A 21,174-nucleotide genomic window follows, 5' to 3' on the forward strand; every position below is an offset into this window, starting at 1 on the left:
GTCACTTGTTACGCACGGCAGGGCTAAGTGAGCGTTGCATCTTGGTTGCCACCTCCCGTAGGGCTTCGGTTACCTGTGCAAGGGCTTCAATGTGTGCGTTCACGTCGATCTGATCCGGATGAGCACCCCGCGCCTGCATGAAGCGCGCATGGCCGTTCATGGCTTTGCCAAGTTCTTCTAGATGATCTGCGGTTTTGACCAAGTCCGATTTGATGCAGTCAAGTGATTCCATGAACATGTTGACTCGATGGGCGATGCGTTCAACGTTAGCATGTTTGTCAGCCGCTGCGCTTGGCCCGGCTTCCAGCAACGGAAGGGAACGCCTGTGCCCACGCTCTTTCTGCACCTGCCTACGACCCCAATCAGGAGGGTGCTTGATCTTCGGATTGCACCATTAGAACCGATCCCTGAGCGTCAGTACCCAGCAAGGCCGGGCCACTATCAACACGCGTTTCGGCAAGCGCTGTATCAGGGGAGCGAAAGATCTGCTGACGCTGCTCGGGGCTCACGAGGGTTATCAGCTTACCGTTCTGGTAAAACAACCGCGTTTGTTTAGACGACTCGTTCATGGGCTCGGCATCCTTGGCTGAAGGGTTCGCGTGCCGGGATTGGCCTGATGACATTGCCACCCTATACCTGCCCTTGCTACTGGCAGAACTGTCAGGCGACAACCTGCACAGCGCCGCCTACTCTATCAAGCGTTCCGGGTTGAAGAAAAAAGAGGCGATCAGAACTGCGGCGATAACCCCGCTGGCGTCAGCCAGGAACAACGACAATGAGTGACTGTTGCCTACTGTTGCGCCCAGGCCTGTAGCAAAATTCACCCCATGCGGGAATGCAGCGACCATCAGCAGCACGCTGGCCAGCAGGCAAGCGAGCAGCTTCATGTACAACCTGCCGAACGCCAGCCCGTAGGTCCAGAACACCAGGATGCACACCACGGCCAGACCGGTCGATGTTGCAAATTGTGCAAGCACTTCTAGCCACCACACCATGTAGGACTCCAGCGAATCGCCCAATTAAATCAGTCAAGCAGTGCCCACATTTGTGTGGCTGTGCATGATTGCTCATCAGAAACAAGACAGGCTGCATTCGTTCCGCACGCCGGTAAAAAAGGACAACCGTAATGTTTCCGGAATTCGACGATGGTCCATTCCTCCTTGGCCCTTTCACTTGCTAAAATGCCCGCGACTGATCGAGGCCAAAGAAATGCCTAACTTCCTGTATGTCGTGGCGGCGCTGTGTGTAGCACTCGTGGGCTGCGCCTCACCCGGCAAGCCCACTGCAAGCAAGCTCACATCCAAAACGCCCCAGCAATATGCCGCCTGCGTTATGCCGCAATGGCAGGCCTTGGCACCCAATTCAACGCAGAAATCCATCCCCCATGGCGTACGCATGACGGCGCCTAGTGCGGTGACGACCGATGATGTGCTGGAGGTGATCGAGTCGGGGGAGGGTAGCCGCGCGACATTCTATAAAGGCAGCTTTCTGTCGGGCGACAAGCTAAGGGTGGCGGCACGCGAATGCCTTGAGTGACAGGTGCGTCAGGCGGGTTTGCAGGCGGGCGTGATCGCAGGAAAAAGGGCGGTCCTTCGCCTATTCAAGAGCGTGGTAGTTGCGGCGCGCCGTTCATTGAAGCAGTGCAGGCTTGCGTGCGGTTTTGCGGCGTACTACATTGCATACCCAGCGCTTGCCACACCGGTAAGGCGCGCGGATGAACGTCAGGTCAGCGATCAACCTGGCCCCTTGTGCCTTCAGGGCTTGTGCGAGTTGTGCGAGCGTCTCAGCTTCGATAGTCATGATTCACCTCGTCAGTTTCTTGCAGCGTTCACAAGTGTTGACCGGTGCCGATTCGCAGTAATTCAGTTCCATTACGGTTAGTCGCTTTGTCATAAGCACCCCCGCAAGCTGCCTTTTCATTTCCGAGTAGCGGTATGCCTAGCCTGTACACCCTCATGCCATCGCTGGTTGGCACGCTGACCCTTGTCTCTCGGGATCAAAGGCTGATCGCCGTGCTGTGGGAGCAGGAGCGGGAAAACAGAGTGCGTCTTGGTCCGTTGCAGCGTGACGATCACTGCCCCGTTCTGATCGAAACCGCACGTCAACTGACCGAATACTTCGCCGGCTCACGTCAGTGTTTCGATCTGGCCCTGGAATTCTCTGGGACGGCGTTTCAGCGTCGAGTGTGGGACGCATTGCTCTGCATACCCTTTGGTGAAACCCGCACGTATGGTCAGATCGCCCAGCAGATCGGCAACCCCAGTGCCGTGCGGGCGGTAGGCGCTGCCAATGGCCGCAATCCGATTTCGATCATTGCGCCCTGTCATCGTGTGATAGGGACTGGCGGTGGGCTCACCGGCTTTGCCGGTGGCCTGGCCGCCAAACAACTGCTATTGGCCCTCGAAGGCCGGCAAACGTTGCCACTGGACTTGCGGCTTCAGCCCAGCCAGTAGGCGCCAACGCACGACAGTGCAGTCAGAAATGTACCTACCATGAGTGAATACTCGCAGCGCACACGGCGCAATCGTGCCTGAACAGCCCGCAGGTATTGGCCTGGGGCAGGCGCATCACGGCGATGGCGCATGCCCTCGGCAATGTCGGCCACCTGGCCATCGATTAGCAATCCGATCACGTAGTAGCTTAGCCCGTAGCTCGCCAGTGCCAGTACCAGGTAAATCACGCGGGCGCATCCAGCGGTATCACGCTGGCAGTGCCAGCCTCGGTGTCCAGCAGCAGCAGGCCTTCGCTGTGGGAGTCCAGGCAAGCCAGCAGGCGACCCTCACTGTCCCACGCCGCAGAACCACCGGCCGCCAGGAACTCGCCGGCGGGTCCAACGCAGTTGGCCATCAGCACGGTCAGGCCCAGTTCGCGCGCCACCTGCGGATAATGCATGTGTCCTTCGCTTACGCCTTTTGCCGTCTTGGCCACACTCACCAGATAGATGTCTGCCCCTCGTTCTCGTGCCGATGCAGCATGTGCCATGAACATCGATTCATAGCAGATGGCGGGCGCAATTTGGTGATGCGCCGCCTGAATCAGCGAGGTGCTCACCCCTGCGTTGAAGTAGGGCAGTTCATCTTCGTGCAGACGCTGTTTTGCATAGGCTTGGCGTGGGGCGCCCGGGGTGAAGATCGGCATGCCGATCTGGATGCCGTTCGGGGTTGGCAACGGTAATCCCGCCGCAACGAGGATGCCCAGGCGGTCACTTGCCGCTTGCAGCGGGTCCAGGCGTGGGGAGCCCAGGGGCAGCGCAGCCTGACGGGCAATGGTGGGTTCGTAACCGGTCAACGACAACTCGGGAAAGACGATCACGGCAGCGCCCAGGCTCGCAGCCTGTTCGATGCAGGCCAGATGACGCCTGACGTTGGCCGCCACATCGCCCTTGAATGAACCCAGTTGTGCAGCGCACAGATTCATGACACTTCCTTCCCTGGCACGTGATCGCCGAGCATACTCCCGACCAGCCGCTTGTGCCATGCTGCCCAGGCAAAGGCCTAGAAAGTCTTTGTCTACTTGCAAAGGAATAAGGTCATGCAGCGTTTCCAGCTTGTCGGTGCCAATGTTCAAGGTCGGGATCTGGCCGTTGGAGACATACACGGCCATTTCGACCGGTTGCAGCAAAGCCTGGACGTCGTCGGTTTCAACAAGGAAAAGGATCGGCTATTCAGCGTCGGCGACCTGGTCGATCGCGGGCCCTTTAGCCGGGCAGCCCTGCATTGGCTGGAGCAGCCATGGTTTTATGCGGTCCAGGGCAACCACGAGTCGCTGGCGATCAACCTGGTCCGTGGCGGCCGGCTGGACCTGGCGATGTACCGTGCAGCAGGGGGTGGGTGGTTCATCGATTCGACGGCCGCTGAGCAGCTGCGCTTCGTCGAGCGTTTCGAACAGATGCCGATCGCCTTGCAGGTCGAGTCGGCAAGCGGCCCCATTGGCCTGTTGCATGCCGACAGCCCGTTCGACGACTGGTCCACCCTGCGTACCTGGCTCGAACTGGACGATGACCCAGACGTGCTTGAAACCTGCCTGTGGTCAAGGCGACGTTTGAAGCAGGCCGATACCACGCCCGTAAAAGGGTTGCGCGCCCTGCTGGTCGGTCATACCACTGTCCAGTCTGTCAGGCAGCTGGGCAATGTGTGGCACCTGGATACCGGGGGATGGACCAGTGGGCATTTCAGCCTGATGGACCTGCGTACACTGAAGCTGGTCAACGCCAGGCCAGCGTGATCAGCAAACCGATGCCGAGCAGTAGCAACACGAGGCCTGACAGCCGTTCGAGTAAGGGCAGGGCACTGCTGAATCGCCGCAGCACCCGCGGGTGGCCTATGCTGACAGCGACCAGCAGGTCCCAGGCAAGCACCGCGCAGAACATCCAGATGCCGTACGACAACAGCCACATAGTAGAGCTGCCCGCTACCAGGCTGGCCAGGCTTGCGTAAAACAACCCATTTTTTGGATTGAGCAGGCCGGACAGCAGGCCCATCTGCAGGTTGCGCCACCAGGTGGGTGCGCTGCTGGCCGAAGTCGGGGACACGCTGGTACTGCCGGCATGACGCAGAAACGCAATACCCAGATAGACCAGGTAAACCGCACCGGCCAGTTGCAACAGCTCGAACAGCGCGCTGCCCTCGTGCAGTATGGACACCCCGGTGAAGGCCAGCACGATGAATACCCCGTTGCCCAGGGCAATGCCCACACATGCGCCGCTGGCCACGCGCCAGCCACTGGCAATTGCGGTTCGGGCAATCAGGAAGAAATCCGGCCCGGGCGACAACAGCGCCAGGAAGTGGGCAAGGGCAATCAGGATAAATGCTTGCATGGTCGCAGGTGGCTCGGCGCTTGAGATCAGTTGCCTGAGTGTGCGAGTGCAGGCACGCTGCGTATTGAACAATATTGCAGGTGGTGACCGCGCAGCCTTACTTCATGGTCTGAGCCTTGAGGTAATGCCCCGGTGTGATCCCGACATGCGCCTTGAATACCCGCTGAAAATGGCTTTGATCGGCGAACCCCAGGTCGTGGGCGACCTCAACCAGTCGGTGACCCTGCCGGAGCAGTTGACGGCCCCGGTTGATCCTGGCGTTGAGCAAGTAGGCGTGCGGCGTCAGGCCTGTGGCAGCCCGAAACGCGCGAATCAGTTGATAACGACCAAGGCCTGCTTCCCGGGCCAATGACTTCACGGTCAGGCGAGCCGGATCCTGGTCGTGCAGGGTCGTCAGCAAATCCTGCAGCGCTGGGGCTTGAAGGACGGGTGCTGCGGCCAAGGGCGAGAAGGTGTCGAAATCCATGTCGCACAGAAAAGCGATCAGCTCGGCCTCCTTTTGCATCGGGGCCGCCTCGGAAAACAGCACGTCGTTGAGTTGGCAGAATCGGTGGTACGCTTCGGCATCCCGGCTGACACGCGCCGGTTGTTCAGGCGCGCCGCAGGGCAGGCCGGACTCAGTGCGCAGCTCAGCCAGCCAGCGCGCATCCACATGCAGCATCTGGTAGCTCCAGGGCTGGTCTGCCTCGGGGTTGCAGGCATGGACCCGGTGCGCGGGGACCGCCACCAGCGTACCGGGGGTGAGCCGCTCGGTCCCGCAGCCTGCACCTGTGAACAGGCTGGAACCCGTGTCCACGGCACCGATGGAGAAGGTCGGATGGCTATGGGCTTTGTAGCAGGCCCGGCTGTTGCAGGCGCGGCGGCTCTCGACCTGCGGCAAGCGCGGATCTCGCCACAGGCGGGTATTGGAACGCGGCATCGGAAAGTCCTCGTGATGGCTGACAGCTTAAACAGACGCTGCTGGCCCGTACAGTTGTCGCGCGTGACTGTACCTTGACGCTGCGGCCTGGTACCTGCGATACAGCCCTAAATCTAGAGGATAGAGGGATGGACCTTGCCAGCCTGATGCTTTTCATACCGGCCTGCTTTGCCCTGAACATGGCACCAGGTCCCAACAACCTGTTGTCGCTGCACAATGCCAGTCGCTATGGGTTGCGCGCCGCTTGCCTTGCCGGGGTAGGGCGCCTGTTTGCTTTCAGCGGCATGATAGGCCTTGCGGCCATGGGCCTGGCCGTGGTCCTGCATACCAGCGAAACCCTGTTTCTGGCGATAAAAGTGGTGGGGGCGGTGTATCTGTTCTATCTGGCGTGGCAACTGTGGCGTGCGCCAGTGGCCGCGGCCGTCGATGCTGGGTACTCGGCGCACAGTGGGTGGCGCCTGGCGCGTCAGGAGTTCATGGTTGCAGCAGGCAACCCGAAAGCCATCCTGATATTTACAGCCTTTCTGCCACAGTTCGTATCGGTCGCCAGCCCCGTGCCGGTAGGCCAACAGTTCCTGTTACTAGGGGTTTTGTTTCTACTGCTGGAATGGGCAGCCATCGCGCTCTACGCTGCAGTGGGCGCTTATTTGCAGCGATGGTTCTCGCGGCCGCGGCCTCGTAGGTTGTTCAATCGCACCAGTGCCGCGCTGCTGGCAAGTGCAGGGGCAGGGCTGTTGGTCGTTCGGCGTTAGTCAAGGGCAGGGCGCGCGATGGTCGCGCGCCCCGCTTACTTGTCAGAACTGCCAGCGTACGCCCAGGTTGACGCCGCTGGCCTCTTGTTCACGGCTATCCAGATGCGTCGTGTACTGAATCCCGCCGTGCACGCTCAACGAAGTATTGAGTTGCGCTGCAACGCCTGCTTCGGCTTGCAGGGCGGTGTAGCGGTAATCAGTCTTGACCTTGTCCGTCTTGTCGAAGACCAGCGCATCCCTGCCGCCGTCCCCATGCCACAGGTTCACTTGCGCGTAGGGCTGCAGCAGCCGGGCCCCGTTGGGCTGGAATCGTCCCTCCAGGCGCAGCCCGATGCGGCCAGTGAGTTCAACCTGCGCGTCATGGTCGATACGCGAGACGCGATCATTTGCGGTATCGAACTTGGTCTTCTGGGCGATGACCTGTGCCTGCGGCTCGATTGCCCAGTGCGATGACAAGGTTACGGGCACGCCGGCTTCCAGCGAAGCGGCCCAGGCGTCCCCGTCCAAGTCCAACTTGTCGCCTCGGTCCGAGCGCGCCCGCCCATCCAGACGGGTGTATTGCAACACGCCATCCAGATAGCCACCTTGCGCACCCACCCAGCTCCAGTACGCACCTGCGCTTTTTCCATCCAGGCGCAAGTCACCGACGCTACGGTTCTCCTGGGCCAACGCGAAGCCCTTGACACCGGCCGTCAGGCGAGACTGGCTGAGGTATACCCCAGCGTGTTGACGGGCACCGCTATCACTCACATGAGCGTACACGTCCTGACCAACCTTGAAGCCATACAGGTCGCCATCGAGGCTGGGGCTGACCGTACCACTCCACTGTTGACGGAGTGCGCCGCCGTAGGCCTGACCCCAGGCAGCGGGCAGTGCGCCCTGGCCCTCCAGCAACTGCTGGTCGCCCTGACGCTGATGGAAGGTGCCCAGCCCCTGACGCACCACGATGGCTGCCCCCCTGGGGGCGGCGGCGTAGACCGCGACCTCGGGACGATACAGCGGCAGGCTCTGGTTGCCGGCGATCGGGGCGGGCAAGTCCAGTTGCCCTGGGGCTGGAGCGGCAACCGGCGGGGTAACCGCCGGCTGTTCGGGCGCCGGCTCGGCAGGGACCTCGGGTTCGGGCTCAGCCGGCGGCGTCACCACAGGTGGCGCCACCAGCGTCGAGCGCAGGTACCAGTTGTTCTCGCTGCCAGCGGTAACACCACCTTTGAACAATCGATAGTCGTAGGCACCCGCCGAAAGGGTTTGCGTTTGCACGAAGGCGGTAGCCGTACTGGTGGCACCGTCGCGTGCCTCCACGACCTGAATGCCGTTCTGGGGTGTCGACGCGCCGGCTCCCCCCAGATTGTTGACGATCAGGCCGGTCGTCCCCGTTATGGACCCGGCGCTGACCACCAGGCGATCGGAGGGCGCATTGTCACCGGCCAGCACACTGTTCACGCGCAACAGGCCGTTTTCGCCGACATAGTCGCCTTGGATGGTAAGACGGCCCAGGGCATCGCCACCCTCGGTAAGGTTGAGCGTTCCGGCGTTACTCACCGATGCGCGTTGCCCTGGGCCAAACGCTGTGATCACGCCCTCGCTTGAGGCAAGGACGCTGTTGCTGTCGAGGGTGAGCCTGCCGGTTCCGGTGCCGGCGTCTCCAAGGACCAGGGTGTCGTTGAGCGCCAGCTGACTAAGATTGGTCAACGCCACCGTCTCCCAGTTGAGGTAGCGAGCACCGCCCACCGCGCGGCTATTGTCGAACGTGAGGATATCGTTGCCTTCGCCGCCATCGATTGTGATGATCAGCGTTTCCGGATTAAGCCCGGAGAGCAGCGCAGTGTCGTCGCCCGGCCCGGCATCGACTTTCCCGCCGATCGTCCCGCCGTCCCAGACGAAGCGATCGTTGCCCGTGCTGAGCAGCACGTCCCCTGCGACGCTGCCGCCATGGATCAGGACGCTGTCGTCGCCGCCGCTGACGCTGATATTGCCGCCAATAGTGCCATCGAAGACCTCGATGTAATCGGTGTCGAACGCGGCAATGACATTCCTGTCAACGCTGCCACCGCGCATGATGAAGGTATTCTTGTCCAGGCGCAGGTTGACGTTTCCGATCCTGCCGCCGTCCATTTCGGCGTAGTCGCCGCTGTCGAAGGTGCCCTTGATCCAGCCGCCGGACATGTAGAAGGTGTCCAGCCCGTCACCCTGGTTGACGTTACCCTCGATCACGCCGCCGCTCATGACGAAGTCATCGATGCCGCCACCCTGATTGACGTTGCCGGCGATCGTGCCGGAGGCCATGTCGATACTGTCCCGGCCTGGGCCAAAGGTGACATCGCCCTCGATGGCGCCGGTGCCACCTGCCGGAAACACCAGACGGTTGTCACCCTCGGTATCCACCAGCGAAGGCGCTGACCCGCTGTCGCAGACATACGTGTCGTTACCGGCCCCAGGGGAAAATGTACAAGCTGCCTGAGCGGATGGCAGGGCCGCGCCCAGCAAACTCAGTGAGCCCACAATCAGTCGTACACGCATAGCAAAGCCTCCATTCAAAGCCAGCGCGCAACGTCAATTGCGCGGGGTCAGGCACTTTTTACAGAGGAAGGCTTGGGAGCGACAACTGGCAGAACTGCTAGTTGCTGGGTATTTGGACGGCAGTGTTGAGACTCAGTCGCGGTAGAACGTCTGCACCAGGTGATAGCCGAATTTGCTCTTCACGGGCCCATGCACAACGCGCAGGGGCTTCTTGAAGATGACCTGGTCGATCGCACCGACCATCTGCCCAGGGCGAATCTCTCCAAGATCACCGCCACGCTTGCCCGAGGGGCAGAGGGAGAACTTCCTGGCGAGCACATCCAACGCCTCACCCTTGGCGATGCGCTGCTTGAGCTTTTCGGCTTCGTCAGCAGTCTTGACCAGGATGTGGCGGGCTTGGGCTTTCATGATCTACCTGTGCATGCAGCGAGAGAAAGCAGCCATTATGCCCGACGCACCGCTACCACCGCGAATCGGCATGGCTTATTGCGCCAGCCATCCACCGTCCATGTTCCAGGCCGCACCGCGCACCTGGCTGCCAGCCTCGCTGCATAGAAACAGCACAAGCTCGCCCAGGTGCTCGGGCGCTACGAACGCTTGTGAAGGCTGTTTTTCCGCGAGCAATTCCCGTTCTGCCTGCTGCGGATCGACGCCGGTTGCAGCACGTGCGTCGATCTGCTGCTGCACCAGCGGCGTCAACACCCAGCCTGGGCACAGGGCATTGCAGGTCACGCCGCTCATGGCGGTTTCCAGCCCTACGACCTTGGTCAGGCCAATCACCCCATGCTTGGCGGCGACATATGCGGCCTTGCCGGTGGAGCCGACGAGCCCATGGACCGAGGCGATGTTGATGATGCGGCCCCAGTTGCGGGCGCGCATACCTGGCAGCACCAGGCGAGTGCCGTGGAAGACCGCAGACAGGTTCAAGGCAATGATCTTGTCCCAGCTGTCCACCGGGAAGTGCTCGACAGGTGCCACATGCTGGATCCCGGCATTGTTGACCAGGATATCCACGGCACCGAATGCCTGTTCGGCAAAGTCCAGCATGGCCTCGATCTGCGCGGCATCGGCAAGATCACCGGGGTGATGGCGCACCTGCACCCCTAATTGCTCAAGGCTGGCGATGGCAGGTGAAGGGTCACCAAAACCGTTGAGCACGATGTTGGCCCCCGCTCGCGCCAGCACATGGGCAATGCCCAGGCCAATGCCGCTGGTGGAACCTGTGATCACTGCTGTCTTGCCTTTGAGGGTCATGCAAAGCTCCCTAACAGCGCGCCGGCGCCGACTGGAACGAAGAAAGCCGTTGGGCATCGCCCGGGATGGGCTGAGCGTAGGAGCGGAGCGGCTGATCAAAGGTTCCGCAGGGGCCTTCGCGTGAGGCCAAAGCAGCGGCTTTGCGCCACTCCCTCCTACCGGGCTTGCTTCGCAGGACTTAGTCCTGGCGGCTGGTCACTTCCAGCAGGTGGTAGCCGAACTGAGTCTTGACCGGACCCTGCACGGTGTTGACCGGGGCGCTGAAGACCACGGTATCGAATTCCTTGACCATCTGGCCAGGACCGAACGAGCCCAGGTCACCACCCTGACGGCTGGACGGGCAGGTGGAGTTGGCCTTGGCGATTTCAGCGAAGTCGGCACCCGCTTCGATCTGGGCCTTGAGTTCGTTGCACTTGTCTTCGCTGTTGACCAGGATGTGACGGGCGGTTGCACGTGCCATGGGGTACTGCTCCTTGGGAGGGTAAAGAGGCAAAGCCTAACGCACTTCAACCGGTCGTGTCTCGCAGGGTTCGGCCTGCCGCTCACCCAAAAGGCGTGCCGCACCCTGCAACAAGGTCTCAGTGGTGCTCCAGCCAAGGCAGCCATCGGTGATGGACACGCCGTATTTCAGCGCCCCGTTGCTCAGGGCCTGACAACCCTCGAACAAGTGCCCCTCGATCATCATGCCGACGATCGAGGTGTCGCCGCTCAATCGCTGTTGCAACACCTCGTTGAAAACAGCCGGTTGCCGGGCGGGGTCCTTGCCACTGTTGGCATGGCTGCAATCGACCATGATGCGCGCAGGCAGGCCTGCTTTGGCGAGCCCCTGACGGGCCAGGGCAAGGCTGTGGGCGTCGTAGTTCGGACCTTGATGGCCACCTCGCAGCACCAGGTGAGTATGCGCGTTACCCAGGGTTTCGACGATCGCAGGGTAGCCCTGTGCATCCATGCCGAAATGCCGGTGGGCATGGGCAGCACTGCGCATGGCGTCCGTCGCGATGGCAACGCCGCCATCGGTGCCGTTCTTGAAGCCTACCGGCAGCGCCAGCCCGCTAACCATTTCTCGATGAATCTGTGATTCGGTGGTGCGGGCGCCGATGGCGGCCCAGGCCAGTACATCGTCGAAGTAGCCAGCGGCCATGGGCTGCAGCAATTCGGTCGCAACCGGCAGGCCCCGTTCGATCATGCCCAGCATCAGCCCCCGCGACAGTGCCAGACCTGCATGCATGTCGTCGCTGCCATCGAGGTGAGGGTCGTAAGCCAGGCCCTTCCAGCCCACCGTCGTGCGCGGTTTTTCCACGTAGGCACGCATCACCAGCAGCATGCGTTCGCCGACCTGTCGGCTCAACGCGGCCAGGCGATCGGCATATTCCAGCGCCGCGCGCGGATCATGCAGCGAGCATGGCCCTACGATGACCAGCAGGCGAGGGTCGCGCCCTTCGAGAATGTCGCAAATGGCTTGGCGGTGCGCCTGGACTTGGTGTGCGAGCGAGGCAGACAACGGCATCTGTTGTTTGAGCAGGTGCGGGCTGGGAAGGCGGCGGCTGACAGCGGTATTGGCAGCTTGGGCTTGGGTCAGGGGCAGGGCGAGGCTGGAGGCTTGCATGAGGGTTTTCCTTGGGCGGACGGCAGGCACTATGGCTGCGCAGTCGGCCCTATCGAGGTGTTCGACAGATCGGTGTTTGGCTATTGGCTGAATCAGTGCCACCTGTGCAGAACCGGTCGGAGGCGGCAGGCTGGCCCGAGCGGACGTGGCTAAATCGCCAGGTGGAGGTGCTGGTTACGTAATAGGTGTCGTATTTCATGAATCTGTCCTCTGGATCGTTTGGGTGTAGGCCTGAAAAAACAAAACCCCCGGTCGGGAGGCCGACCGGGGGTTTGAGTATTCTCATGTTCGGCGGCCCCTCGAAGGTGGACGCCGTGTGGGTATCGGCGCCTAGTGGCTAAACCAATACCCGAAGTAATAGGAGGCAGGTGCGTTCACGCACACGGTCACGACCGCTGCCGGGCGCGGGGCGCGGCCAGTGGTAGTAGCGAGTGTGTGGATGGTTGCTTGCATGCTGCTCTCCAGTGAATGAGCCCGAGCTTACTGCACATTGCGCGGGCCATTCAATGGAAAATTGCTATGAGCGTAATCGATCGGATGATTACGCCGGGTGGTCACTGGACCGTAGTCTTAGTGACTGTCTTGATCTTCAGCTTGACCACCAGTGGCGCCTGCGCCTGAGCCAGTGGCTTCGCCGGTGCTGTTGGAGCCGCCCGCAGCACCGTCATGGGCACCTGCGGCCCCGGCGTTGCTGCTGTCATTGTCACGGCTGCTGCCTGGGGTATTCACGCTGCTGCCTTCACCTGCAGTCTTGCCGCCCATCTGGTCGGTTTTCGGGTGCATGTCGGTGTTGGTGGTGTCAGTGGCGGCCTGACTGGTACCGGCCAGGGTGGCCAAGGCGAAAGCAACGGACAGCGAAAGGCTACGGATGCGAATCATGGCGAAGCTCCTGTGCATGGATTCTGTCATTGCTTTGGCATAGTCCTGCACAGGAGGTGCCCAGAGGGCGACGGATGGTCGGTTAGGGCACGCTTGCCTCAACAGGCCTCGCCGTGGTGCGAAGGCTTGGGTTCGGCCGTTTCCATCGGAGGATGCTCCTGCGCGGCATGCATCAGGTCCTCGGTGACCCGCAGTTCGGCGCCAGTAGGCGAGAAGGTGGTGGAGGCCGTGAACGGGGCAGGGTGTTCCGCGGCCGGGCGCTTGCCGCGCCGCCACAGGAAAAAGCCCACCATCAACAGGTTGACCACGGCAAACGCCCAGAAAAGCCCGGCTTCGCCAAACTCGGTCATCACGGGTGATATCGCCATCGGCGCCATCGCCGAGCCCAGCGAGTTGATTAGCAGCAGCCCTTGGATCATGGGCACCAAGGCATCGGATGGGGCACGGTCGGCTGCATGGCTGACCGCCACCGGATACAAGGTGAACACCCCGCCGCCCAGCAGAAACAGCATCGCCGGCAGCAGGAATGCATCCGAAGGCAGGAACACGGTGACCAATGCCAGCGCAGCGCACACTGCCGCCAGGGCAATCAGCACGTCCTGACGGTCCTTGCGGTCCGACCACCGCCCCACCGGGTATTGCAACAGCATGGCCCCGAGGATGACCCAGGCCATCATGTTGCCTACTTCGCCGACGTCCAGCCCGATACGTTGGAGATACAGCGGCAGCAACGTATAGATCCCGGCAATGGCCACGCCCGAACCAAAGCATCCCACCAGCCCCGAGGGTGCCACGCCCAGCAGTTGCCGCGGCTTGAGCGGCTCTACCTGGTCCAGCAGTGGCGAAACCCGTGGCAGGATCACGATCGGCAACACCGACAGGGCGGTCAGCACACCTGCCAGCATGAAAGGCGCGGTCTCGCCCAGGCGGGTGATCTCGCCAAGCCCTGCCTGAGCCAGCACCCCGGCGCCATAGAAGGCGATCATGTACAAGGCCAGCAGGCGACCGCGGATCTTGGCGTCTCCGGCAAGCAACAACCAGCTCTCGATGACCAGGAACACCCCCACGGCCGCCCAGCCATTGATCAGGCGCAGCACCGACCACCAGGTCACGTCATAGAACAGGCCTTGCAGCAGGATGGTGACGCCGATCAGCGAGGCAAAGCTGGTGTAGGCGCGGATATGGCCGATGCGCAGGATGAGCCGATCATTGAAGATGGCCCCCAGGGTCAGACCGATGAAGTAGGTGGACGAGACGATGCCGATGGTGGTGGCAGACTCGCCAGCCTCGCCGAGTCGCAGGGTGGTCAGAGAAGACATGAAGCCGTTGCCCAGGGCAATGATGAACAGCCCGAGCAGCGGCGCCAGCGCCATGGCCAGCAAACGCGCAGACATAGGTACCTCTAGTTGGATAGGCGAAGGTTGGCCTTTTCGAGCGCTCACGCTGGTCGACCCGGGTAGGGTAGAGGCTGCACGGATGCGACCTGGGCAAGACTCAACCGCTTGGCCATGCAGGAAGACGGCCGGGCGGGGAGGGTTGAGCCTATTTCACATGAGCGTTCATGGGGTCAGGCGCGGACTCGGTCTTGGTTGCCGGTTGCCACCGTTCAAGGCGACGGGCGAAAAGGAAGCGCGATTCTACGGGCTTGCAGGGTTTTGCCAAGGGTTGACTGCCTGCGGCGCAATGCCGCAGTCTCGAAAAGACATGCCAATGTCTTTCCCAGGCAAATCGCTCGCAGTCGCAGTCGCAGTCGCAGCTGCTGTTGCTGTTGCTGTTGCTGTTGCTGTTGCTGTTGCTGTTGCTGTTGCTGTTGCTGTTGCTGTGGCTTTTGCTTCTAAGCGCGCGGTAGCCCAGGCGCCGCAGATCGCGACTTCAGGAGGCCGAGCGCAGGGCTTGCGGAGGGAGGTGACAGGCATGGATGCCTGTCAAGCGCTGGGCCCCAGGATGGGGCCTGCAGCGCGGTCCTCCCGGGAGCAAGCCCGGAGCGAGGGAACCCCGGAGCGTAGCGTAGGGGCCGGATGATAGGAGCAGGCGGTTTTTGCTTACTTTTTGCCAAGACAAAAAGTGAGCCGCCGTAAGGGCGGAAGGGTGACTGTGCGCCACCCGCGCCAATGAATACCAACTCGATATATGCGCCCATGCTTTGAAGTTTGAAGTTTGAAGTTTGAAGTTTGAAGTTTGATTGGGTTGGTGTGGGTATCGATAGAGAGCATAGTCCATTTGCGATGGCGACGCTGAATCACCTTTTCGCCCTTACGGCGAGTTACTTTTTGTCAAACGCCACAAAAAGTAACCAAAAAAGGCTGCGCTCCATTCATACGGCCCCTACGCTGCGCTTCGGGGTTCCCTCACTCCGGTCTTGCTCCCGGAAGGACCGCGCTGTAGGCCCCATCCTGGGGCCCAGCGCTTGACAGGCATCCATGCCTGTCACCTCCCTTCGCAAGACCTGCGTTCGGCCTTCTGAAGTCGCGAAGATCAAGATCAAGATCAAGATCAAGGTCAAGATCAAGATCAAGATCAAGATCAAGATCAAGATCAAGATCAAGATCAAGATCAAGATCAAGATCAAGATCAAGGTCAAGATCAAGATCAAGATCAAGATCAAGATCAAGATCAAGATCAAGATCAAGATCAAGGTCAAGATCAAGGTCAAGATCAAGATCAAGATCAAGATCAAGATCAAGATCAAGATCAAGATCAACAGCGTCTGTGGTGGGGATGATAACGTCTAAACTTGCCGCGATATATATCCCGTGTAGGAGCGACCTTGTGCCGCGATGGCCGCGAAGCGGCCCTAGTGTTTGAATCACAGCAAATAAACTGGGGCCGCTGCACGGCCATCGTGGCACATGGTCGCTCCTACAAGAAGTGGTGGCTCGCAAAGGTGTTCGAATGCAGCCACACCCTGATTAAAGAGACTGATCTATGGGGTGTAGAGTAATACCCATTGTCCACTCTCGCCAACACGTGACCCATCCAAGGGCACACCCCCCATCAATCCGCTAGCAACCCGCTCTGCCACAGGACGGCTGCTCCCCCGTGTCGATACTGACCACCACCGACATACCCGGCCGCAGCCGCGCAGCCTCTGGCTGGCCGGCATCCACTGTGATACGCACTGGAATGCGTTGGGCGATCTTGACGAAGTTGCCGGTCGCATTGTCCGCCTGAAGCAACGCGAACTCCGAGCCAGTGGCAGGGGAAATCTGTTCGATGTGCCCGTACAGTTTGAGATGGTTCAAGGCATCCACCGTGAAACTGGCCGGCTGGCCGATGCGCACGTCGGCCATCTGCGTTTCCTTCATATTGGCGATGATCCACAAGGTATCGGGTACCAGCGCCATCAGCTGGGCACCGGAGTTGACATAGGCGCCCAGGCGCGTCCCGATCTGCCCCAACTGCCCGTCCCTTGGCGCGGTCACGCGGGTGTTGTCCAGATCGATGCGGGCCAGGGCCACGGCGGCCTTGGCATTCTCGACCGCAGCCAGCAGCGCCGCGCGGTTGACGATCACCGACTCGCGATCCTGCCGGGCAATCTCCAGCGCAGCCTTTGCCTGCGCAAGGCTCGCCGCCGCCGCCGCCTCGCTGGCGCGGGTGACATCCAGTTCACGTCGTGACACCGATCCATCGGTGACCAGCGCCTGGTTGCGCGACAGATCGGCCTTCGCCTTGGTCAACTGCGCGGCAGCGTCATTGATGGCAGCCTGGCGCTGGGCGATGGTCGCCTCAGCGCTCTTGCGCTGCTGCGCATTGTTGGCCAGCGCCGCCTCTTGTTGCTGCTGCTGAGCGATGGCCTGAGCAAGGCGCTGGGTGTAGATCCGGTCATCGAGCTTGACCAGCAACTGGCCCGCCTTGACGTACTGGAAGTCCTGCACTGGCACCTCGACGATATAGCCGCTCAACTGCGGTCCGATGATCGTGACCTGCCCGCGCACCATGGCGTTTTCGGTACTTTCGATGGCGCTGCTGAAAGGGGGCAGGCGCCACGCATAAAGCACCACCAGTACGCCGACCAGGGCGACACAGCCGAAGGTGATGGCTGACAGTATGCGCACCTTGCGAGTGCGTCCGGGTGAAGTTGGCTCACTTGGTGGCGTAGTGCCCTCCGGCGCTTCGGCGATGGCAGTCGTGGTGGTGGTGCGGGATTGTTCGGTCATCGTGTCGGTGCGCCAAGGGATGAGTCGGTCAGGCGAGCCTGACGTTTGCTGTACCAGAGCCAGGTGCCGCGTATGCAGATCCAGATCATGGTGAGAATAGCGATAGCGCCAATGAGCATGAACACATCGTTGTAGGCCAGCACATTGGCTTCTCGGGTGGCCGCGCTAGCCAGTTGGCGCATGCCCACTTCAGTACGCAGGGCAGGGTCGGCGATCAGGCGCCCGACGCTTGCACCCCCACTTTGAACCCGGGCGGTGACCAGCGGTTCCACGCTGCTCAGGTGGTCCATCAGGTGACTTGAGTGAAATTTTTCCCGCCAGATCTGGAACGTGCCCAGCAGCGCTGCACCGATCAGACCACCGAGGTTGTTGCAGATGCCGAACAGCACCGAGAAGCTCACCAGGTTCTGCGGGTTGGCCCGCACATGGCCAATGCCCAGGGCCATGGAGGGGCCCAGGAAGAACGTACTGCCGAAGGCCAACAAAAACTGGCTCAGGTACATTTGCGCAGGCCGGGTCAGGTTGCTCGACGTGCTGTCCATGAAGGCGCCTACTGCCATGGCCAGCAGGGAGATCAGCAGCGGTAGGATCAAGTGGTTAGGGTTGATGGTCAAGGCGCTGGTCGCCAACCCGGCGACCGCACCGAGCAGCATGATCCAGTACAGCGAACGCATCTGTTCACTGGACATGTTGAGCATCTGCAGAAAGCCGACTGCGCCGGTGGATTGCTCGGAGGTGACCATACGGATGAGGATCACGCACAGCCCCAGGCGGATGATGGCGCCGCTGCCCAGCCACCGCGTCATCAGCAGGGGGTTCTCCCGGTTGTGCTCGATCGCCAGCCCGCTCAGGATCAGGACGATCGAGCCTGCCAGCGCCATGCCGATCCACGGCGCATCCAACCACCAGTCGATGCGCCCAAGCGACAAAGCAGCGCAGAGCAGCGCCGTGCCGCTGGCCATCAGGGCGAAGGTGAGAAAATCCAGAGGCTCGAAGGTCTTGAAGCGGTCACCGGGCGGTAGTTTGAGCAGAAGTACGCAGCCCAGGGCTGTCAGCGCCAGCCCCAGTTCGAACAAGTAAAGCCCCCGCCACTCGGCGATCAACAGCAGGTCTTCAGAAAATATCCGTGCCAGCGGCAAGGCCAGCTGGGAAGCGCCAAGGCCCAGAACCATTGCCTTGAGCCGCCACTGTGCCGGGAAGGCCTGGATCATGTAGTACAGGCCAAGCGAGGTCAACGCGGCGCCCACCATGCCGTGGGCGGCCCGCACGGCAATGGCCGAATTCAGGTCGTTGACCAGGAGGTGGGCGAAGGTCACCAGGGCATAGAGCACCAGAAACACTTCGGTAAAGGCACGCAGGCCGAATTGCTGGCGAAACTTGACCAGCAACAGGTTCATGGACACGTTGGTCATCACGTAGGCAGCCGGCAACCAGGCCATTTCCGCAGTGGTCGCGCCCAGTGCACCTTGCAGGAACACAAGGTTTGCGGTCACCAGCGCGTTGCCCAGCCCGCCGGTGATGGCGACCAGCAAACCAACCAGACCATAGGCCAGGCGCTTGGCTGGGCTGTGCAGGGGCGTGGACGGCGAACCTGGCAGGGTCGGTTTCTCGTGGGGTAACCACTGGCGGGGTGCGTACTTGTCCATGAAACAGCCTGTCTAAGGTGTTGGATGCAGCCGTTGTGTGGCCGCTTGCGCCTGCGTCGATGTTATCCAGCGCTGCTACAAGGCCCGTGCCAGGAAGGCGGCTGTGCGGCTGTGCTTGGCCTTGGCCACCTGACCGGGGTTGCCGCTGGCGACCACCTTGCCGCCGGCATCGCCAGCCCCAGGGCCGATGTCGATCACCCAATCGCACTGGGCGACTACGCGCATGTCATGTTCGACCACCACCACGCTGTGGCCGTTATCCACCAGGCGGTTGAGCTGCACCAGCAACCGGTCGACATCTTGTGGGTGCAGGCCGTTGGTCGGCTCATCGAGTACATACAAGGTGGCGCCGCGGGCCTGGCGTTGCAGTTCGGTGGCCAACTTGATCCGTTGTGCTTCGCCCCCTGACAGCTCCGTTGCCGGCTGGCCCAGACGCAGATAGCCCAAGCCTATGTCTTGCAGCACCTGAAGCGAACGCCGCGCCGAGGGCTGATCCTCAAACACCCTCAGCGCTTGCTCCACGGTCAGTTGCAGCACCTGGGCGATATTCATGCCTTGCCAGCTCACCGAAAGGGTCTCTGGATTGTAGCGGGCCCCGTGACAGGTCGGGCAAGGAGCGAACACGCTTGGCATGAACAGCAACTCGACACTGACGAATCCTTCGCCTTCGCACGTAGGGCATCGACCTTTCGCGACGTTGAATGAGAAACGCCCGGCATCGAAGCCCTGGGCCTTGGCCTGTTCGGTACTGGCGAATAATTTGCGCACATGATCGAACAAGCCGGTGTAGGTGGCCAGGTTGGACCGAGGCGTTCGGCCGATCGGTTTCTGGTCTACCTGCACCAGCCGCTTGATGTGCTCAAGGCCTGCGCTGACGCGGCCCGTGCTCACCTGCTCTGGCTCGTCTTCCAGGTCAGGCACCTGGGCATCCTGTGAAGCCTCGGCGTGACCCAGGTGTGTGCCTACCAAGTCCAGCAGGGCCTGGCTGACCAGGCTCGACTTGCCGGAGCCCGAAATGCCGGTCACCGCCGTGAAGCAGCCCAGCGGGAACGCTGCACTGAGGTTGTCGAGGTTGTTGCGGGTTATGCCCTCCAGGCGTAGCCAGGCCTGGGGCTCGCGATGTTGGCGGTGTGTCTTGTCCTGTGCCTGGAATAGATAGCGGGCCGTACACGATTGCTCGACCTGGGCCAGGCCGGCCGGAGGGCCACTGTAGAGAATCTTGCCCCCGTGCTCTCCGGCGGCCGGCCCCACGTCCACCAGCCAGTCCGCACGGCGCATGGTGTCCAGGTCGTGTTCGACCACGTACACCGAATTGCCCGCCTGCTTGAGGCGCTGCAGGGCATCGAACAAGGCTTCGCTGTCGGCCGGGTGCAGGCCGGCGGAGGGTTCGTCCAGCACATAGACCACGCCAAACAGCTGCGAATTGAGCTGCGTGGCCAGGCGCAGGCGCTGCAGCTCGCCCGAAGACAGGGTAGGGGTGCTGCGTTCGAGTGCCAGGTAACCCAGGCCGAGCTCAAGCAGCGTGTCGATGCGCACCAGCAGCTCAGTGGCAATGCGTTGCGCGGCCAGGCGTTTTTCAACTGTCAGGTCGTCGTCCTGAATCAGGTACTCGGCTGCCGCCACCTTGCGCAATACCTCAGCCAAGGCCTGCAGGGGCAGTTGCGAAAGCGCTGCGATATCCAGGCCTGCGAAGGTGACACTCAATGCCTCGCGCTTGAGACGTTTGCCTTGGCACGTGGGGCAGGGGCTCGGGCGCATGTAACGGGAAACGCGCTTGCGCATCTGTGCACTTTGCGAGTGCATGAACGTATGCAGCACATAGCGCCGAGCGCCGGTGAACGTGCCTTGGTAGCTAGGTTCTGCCTTGCGTTTGAGGGCGGCACGTGCCTGGGCCGGCGTAAGGCCCGCGTAGACTGGCACGGTGGGTGTTTCTTCGGTGTAGAGAATCCAGTCACGCTGCTTCTGGGGCAGATCGCGCCAAGGCACATCCACGTCGTAGCCCAGGGTGACCAGAATGTCCCGCAGGTTTTGCCCTTGCCACGCCATGGGCCAGGCAGCCACTGCGCGCTCCCGGATGCTCAATGAGGGGTCCGGGACCATGGTCGCCTCGGTGACCTCGTAGACCCGGCCGAGCCCATGGCACGCGGGGCAGGCGCCTTGCGGCGTGTTGGCCGAGAAATCCTCGGCATACAGCATTGGCTGGTCCGCGGGGTAATGGCCTGCACGCGAGTACAGCATGCGGATGGAGCTCGATAGCGTGGTGACGCTGCCTACCGAAGACCGCGCACTGGGGCTGCCACGCTGCTGCTGCAGCGCCACCGCGGGAGGCAAGCCTTCGATGGCGTCCACGTCCGGTACACCCACTTGGTCGATCAGCCGCCGAGCGTAGGGCGCAACCGATTCGAAGTAGCGGCGCTGGGCCTCGGCGTACAGTGTCGAAAAAGCCAAGGAAGACTTGCCGGAACCCGACACTCCGGTAAACACCACCAATGCGTCGCGCGGTACCTCTACATCGACATTCTTGAGGTTGTGCTCGCGCGCACCCCGTACACGAATGAAACCGCTGAAGGCGGGTTTGTCGCTTGGCATGTTGCTGTCCTTGCTTGGCAGTCGGGTCGAGGAGACATA

The 21,174-nt window shown here is 61.6% G+C and carries 23 protein-coding genes; 5 read left to right on the forward strand and 18 right to left on the reverse strand.

Translation table 11 applies throughout. From position 1 onward, the window contains the following. Window position 1: 1 nt before the first annotated feature. The 3 genes from NMB38_RS10495 to NMB38_RS10505 form a co-directional block, all read right to left on the reverse strand. Window positions 2-238 (reverse strand): hypothetical protein, encoded by a 237-nt coding sequence (locus tag NMB38_RS10495; protein WP_305955534.1) that lies wholly within the window; start codon window positions 236-238, stop codon window positions 2-4. Between the two features lie 124 nt (window positions 239-362). Continuing rightward, window positions 363-569, reverse strand: coding sequence for a hypothetical protein (locus NMB38_RS10500; protein WP_028687870.1), 207 nt, complete (start codon window positions 567-569; stop codon window positions 363-365). A gap of 117 nt (window positions 570-686) precedes the next feature. Next, window positions 687-995: a hypothetical protein gene (locus NMB38_RS10505; RefSeq protein WP_023533881.1), complete on the reverse strand. Its 309-nt coding sequence runs from the start codon at window positions 993-995 to the stop codon at window positions 687-689. Window positions 996-1,209: 214 nt separating this feature from the next. On the opposite strand from NMB38_RS10505, the gene NMB38_RS10510 reads away from it, so the two are divergent. Next, window positions 1,210-1,536: a hypothetical protein gene (locus tag NMB38_RS10510; RefSeq protein WP_027916377.1), complete on the forward strand. Its 327-nt coding sequence runs from the start codon at window positions 1,210-1,212 to the stop codon at window positions 1,534-1,536. Between the two features lie 93 nt (window positions 1,537-1,629). Here the strand turns inward: NMB38_RS10510 and NMB38_RS10515 are convergent, their stop codons facing one another. After that, entirely contained in the window at window positions 1,630-1,800 is a 171-nt protein-coding gene (locus tag NMB38_RS10515) for a hypothetical protein (RefSeq protein ID WP_023533860.1), read from the reverse strand. Window positions 1,801-1,934: 134 nt separating this feature from the next. On the opposite strand from NMB38_RS10515, the gene NMB38_RS10520 reads away from it, so the two are divergent. Then, window positions 1,935-2,453 carry a methylated-DNA--[protein]-cysteine S-methyltransferase gene (locus NMB38_RS10520; RefSeq protein ID WP_027916376.1) on the forward strand — a complete coding sequence of 173 codons (519 nt, stop codon included), beginning with the start codon at window positions 1,935-1,937 and terminating at the stop codon, window positions 2,451-2,453. On the opposite strand, the gene NMB38_RS10525 is transcribed toward NMB38_RS10520, so the two are convergent. Both NMB38_RS10525 and NMB38_RS10530 read right to left on the reverse strand, forming a co-directional pair. Then, window positions 2,438-2,680, reverse strand: coding sequence for a hypothetical protein (locus tag NMB38_RS10525; protein WP_088523780.1), 243 nt, complete (start codon window positions 2,678-2,680; stop codon window positions 2,438-2,440). The two genes, NMB38_RS10520 and NMB38_RS10525, sit on opposite strands and share 16 nt — an antisense overlap. Then, the gene (locus NMB38_RS10530; RefSeq protein ID WP_088523779.1) at window positions 2,677-3,417 is read right to left on the reverse strand and encodes a carbon-nitrogen hydrolase family protein; all 741 of its coding nucleotides are present in this window, start codon (window positions 3,415-3,417) and stop codon (window positions 2,677-2,679) included. The genes NMB38_RS10525 and NMB38_RS10530 overlap by 4 nt, the downstream gene beginning before the upstream one ends. A 114-nt stretch (window positions 3,418-3,531) precedes the next feature. Between NMB38_RS10530 and NMB38_RS10535 the strand changes: the two genes are divergently transcribed. Further along, entirely contained in the window at window positions 3,532-4,224 is a 693-nt protein-coding gene (locus tag NMB38_RS10535) for a metallophosphoesterase (RefSeq protein WP_088523778.1), read from the forward strand. On the opposite strand, the gene NMB38_RS10540 is transcribed toward NMB38_RS10535, so the two are convergent. Both NMB38_RS10540 and NMB38_RS10545 read right to left on the reverse strand, forming a co-directional pair. Beyond that, entirely contained in the window at window positions 4,205-4,816 is a 612-nt protein-coding gene (locus NMB38_RS10540; protein ID WP_088523777.1) for a LysE family translocator, read from the reverse strand. The two genes, NMB38_RS10535 and NMB38_RS10540, sit on opposite strands and share 20 nt — an antisense overlap. 97 nt (window positions 4,817-4,913) lie before the next feature. After that, complete coding sequence (locus NMB38_RS10545; protein ID WP_088523776.1) at window positions 4,914-5,735, reverse strand: helix-turn-helix transcriptional regulator; 822 nt, start codon at window positions 5,733-5,735, stop codon at window positions 4,914-4,916. A 128-nt stretch (window positions 5,736-5,863) separates the two neighbouring features. Between NMB38_RS10545 and NMB38_RS10550 the strand changes: the two genes are divergently transcribed. Further along, window positions 5,864-6,487, forward strand: a complete 624-nt coding sequence (locus tag NMB38_RS10550) for a LysE family translocator (protein ID WP_088523775.1) — start codon at window positions 5,864-5,866, stop codon at window positions 6,485-6,487. Between the two features lie 42 nt (window positions 6,488-6,529). On the opposite strand, the gene NMB38_RS10555 is transcribed toward NMB38_RS10550, so the two are convergent. The 7 genes from NMB38_RS10555 to NMB38_RS10585 form a co-directional block, all read right to left on the reverse strand. Then, window positions 6,530-9,004 (reverse strand): autotransporter family protein, encoded by a 2,475-nt coding sequence (locus tag NMB38_RS10555; protein ID WP_088523774.1) that lies wholly within the window; start codon window positions 9,002-9,004, stop codon window positions 6,530-6,532. A gap of 132 nt (window positions 9,005-9,136) precedes the next feature. Further along, window positions 9,137-9,412 carry a peptidylprolyl isomerase gene (locus tag NMB38_RS10560; protein WP_494355072.1) on the reverse strand — a complete coding sequence of 92 codons (276 nt, stop codon included), beginning with the start codon at window positions 9,410-9,412 and terminating at the stop codon, window positions 9,137-9,139. A gap of 75 nt (window positions 9,413-9,487) precedes the next feature. Then, window positions 9,488-10,258 carry a 3-hydroxybutyrate dehydrogenase gene (gene hbdH, locus NMB38_RS10565; protein ID WP_028687875.1) on the reverse strand — a complete coding sequence of 257 codons (771 nt, stop codon included), beginning with the start codon at window positions 10,256-10,258 and terminating at the stop codon, window positions 9,488-9,490. 178 nt (window positions 10,259-10,436) lie between these two features. Beyond that, entirely contained in the window at window positions 10,437-10,718 is a 282-nt protein-coding gene (locus NMB38_RS10570) for a peptidylprolyl isomerase (protein ID WP_027916366.1), read from the reverse strand. 36 nt (window positions 10,719-10,754) lie between these two features. Beyond that, window positions 10,755-11,864, reverse strand: coding sequence for a 3-deoxy-7-phosphoheptulonate synthase (locus NMB38_RS10575; RefSeq protein WP_042139876.1), 1,110 nt, complete (start codon window positions 11,862-11,864; stop codon window positions 10,755-10,757). Between the two features lie 570 nt (window positions 11,865-12,434). Then, window positions 12,435-12,743: a hypothetical protein gene (locus tag NMB38_RS10580; protein WP_027916365.1), complete on the reverse strand. Its 309-nt coding sequence runs from the start codon at window positions 12,741-12,743 to the stop codon at window positions 12,435-12,437. 98 nt (window positions 12,744-12,841) lie between these two features. Continuing rightward, entirely contained in the window at window positions 12,842-14,137 is a 1,296-nt protein-coding gene (locus tag NMB38_RS10585) for an MFS transporter (protein WP_028687876.1), read from the reverse strand. Window positions 14,138-15,163: 1,026 nt separating this feature from the next. Between NMB38_RS10585 and NMB38_RS10590 the strand changes: the two genes are divergently transcribed. Next, a complete protein-coding gene (locus NMB38_RS10590; RefSeq protein WP_494355073.1) occupies window positions 15,164-15,475 on the forward strand; it encodes a hypothetical protein in 312 nt (103 codons plus the stop codon). A 270-nt stretch (window positions 15,476-15,745) separates the two neighbouring features. Here NMB38_RS10590 and NMB38_RS10595 read toward each other — a convergent pair whose 3' ends face one another. The 3 genes from NMB38_RS10595 to uvrA form a co-directional block, all read right to left on the reverse strand. Then, window positions 15,746-16,900, reverse strand: coding sequence for an HlyD family secretion protein (locus NMB38_RS10595; protein ID WP_028687774.1), 1,155 nt, complete (start codon window positions 16,898-16,900; stop codon window positions 15,746-15,748). Continuing rightward, window positions 16,897-18,546: an MFS transporter gene (locus NMB38_RS10600; protein ID WP_027916362.1), complete on the reverse strand. Its 1,650-nt coding sequence runs from the start codon at window positions 18,544-18,546 to the stop codon at window positions 16,897-16,899. Before NMB38_RS10600 ends, NMB38_RS10595 begins: the two co-directional genes overlap by 4 nt. A 75-nt stretch (window positions 18,547-18,621) precedes the next feature. Continuing rightward, window positions 18,622-21,135, reverse strand: a complete 2,514-nt coding sequence (gene uvrA, locus NMB38_RS10605; protein ID WP_088523726.1) for an excinuclease ABC subunit UvrA — start codon at window positions 21,133-21,135, stop codon at window positions 18,622-18,624. Window positions 21,136-21,174 lie beyond the last annotated feature (39 nt).

The organism is Pseudomonas sp. FBCC-B35, from assembly GCF_059133755.1.

Excerpts from the sequence above, each read along its gene's own strand:
- NMB38_RS10535 (WP_088523778.1), top strand. The coding sequence starts at position 3,532 with ATGCAGCGTTTCCAGCTTGTCGGTGCCAATGTTCAAGGTCGGGATCTG.
- NMB38_RS10545 (WP_088523776.1), bottom strand. The coding sequence starts at position 5,735 with ATGCCGCGTTCCAATACCCGCCTGTGGCGAGATCCGCGCTTGCCGCAG.
- hbdH (WP_028687875.1), bottom strand. The coding sequence starts at position 10,258 with ATGACCCTCAAAGGCAAGACAGCAGTGATCACAGGTTCCACCAGCGGC.
- NMB38_RS10575 (WP_042139876.1), bottom strand. The coding sequence starts at position 11,864 with ATGCAAGCCTCCAGCCTCGCCCTGCCCCTGACCCAAGCCCAAGCTGCC.
- NMB38_RS10585 (WP_028687876.1), bottom strand. The coding sequence starts at position 14,137 with ATGTCTGCGCGTTTGCTGGCCATGGCGCTGGCGCCGCTGCTCGGGCTG.
- NMB38_RS10570 (WP_027916366.1), bottom strand. The coding sequence starts at position 10,718 with ATGGCACGTGCAACCGCCCGTCACATCCTGGTCAACAGCGAAGACAAG.
- NMB38_RS10540 (WP_088523777.1), bottom strand. The coding sequence starts at position 4,816 with ATGCAAGCATTTATCCTGATTGCCCTTGCCCACTTCCTGGCGCTGTTG.
- NMB38_RS10530 (WP_088523779.1), bottom strand. The coding sequence starts at position 3,417 with ATGAATCTGTGCGCTGCACAACTGGGTTCATTCAAGGGCGATGTGGCG.
- uvrA (WP_088523726.1), bottom strand. The coding sequence starts at position 21,135 with ATGCCAAGCGACAAACCCGCCTTCAGCGGTTTCATTCGTGTACGGGGT.
- NMB38_RS10520 (WP_027916376.1), top strand. The coding sequence starts at position 1,935 with ATGCCTAGCCTGTACACCCTCATGCCATCGCTGGTTGGCACGCTGACC.
- NMB38_RS10555 (WP_088523774.1), bottom strand. The coding sequence starts at position 9,004 with ATGCGTGTACGACTGATTGTGGGCTCACTGAGTTTGCTGGGCGCGGCC.
- NMB38_RS10600 (WP_027916362.1), bottom strand. The coding sequence starts at position 18,546 with ATGGACAAGTACGCACCCCGCCAGTGGTTACCCCACGAGAAACCGACC.
- NMB38_RS10515 (WP_023533860.1), bottom strand. The coding sequence starts at position 1,800 with ATGACTATCGAAGCTGAGACGCTCGCACAACTCGCACAAGCCCTGAAG.
- NMB38_RS10590 (WP_494355073.1), top strand. The coding sequence starts at position 15,164 with ATGCCTGTCACCTCCCTTCGCAAGACCTGCGTTCGGCCTTCTGAAGTC.
- NMB38_RS10495 (WP_305955534.1), bottom strand. The coding sequence starts at position 238 with ATGTTCATGGAATCACTTGACTGCATCAAATCGGACTTGGTCAAAACC.
- NMB38_RS10595 (WP_028687774.1), bottom strand. The coding sequence starts at position 16,900 with ATGACCGAACAATCCCGCACCACCACCACGACTGCCATCGCCGAAGCG.
- NMB38_RS10505 (WP_023533881.1), bottom strand. The coding sequence starts at position 995 with ATGGTGTGGTGGCTAGAAGTGCTTGCACAATTTGCAACATCGACCGGT.
- NMB38_RS10580 (WP_027916365.1), bottom strand. The coding sequence starts at position 12,743 with ATGATTCGCATCCGTAGCCTTTCGCTGTCCGTTGCTTTCGCCTTGGCC.
- NMB38_RS10560 (WP_494355072.1), bottom strand. The coding sequence starts at position 9,412 with ATGAAAGCCCAAGCCCGCCACATCCTGGTCAAGACTGCTGACGAAGCC.
- NMB38_RS10500 (WP_028687870.1), bottom strand. The coding sequence starts at position 569 with ATGAACGAGTCGTCTAAACAAACGCGGTTGTTTTACCAGAACGGTAAG.
- NMB38_RS10550 (WP_088523775.1), top strand. The coding sequence starts at position 5,864 with ATGGACCTTGCCAGCCTGATGCTTTTCATACCGGCCTGCTTTGCCCTG.
- NMB38_RS10510 (WP_027916377.1), top strand. The coding sequence starts at position 1,210 with ATGCCTAACTTCCTGTATGTCGTGGCGGCGCTGTGTGTAGCACTCGTG.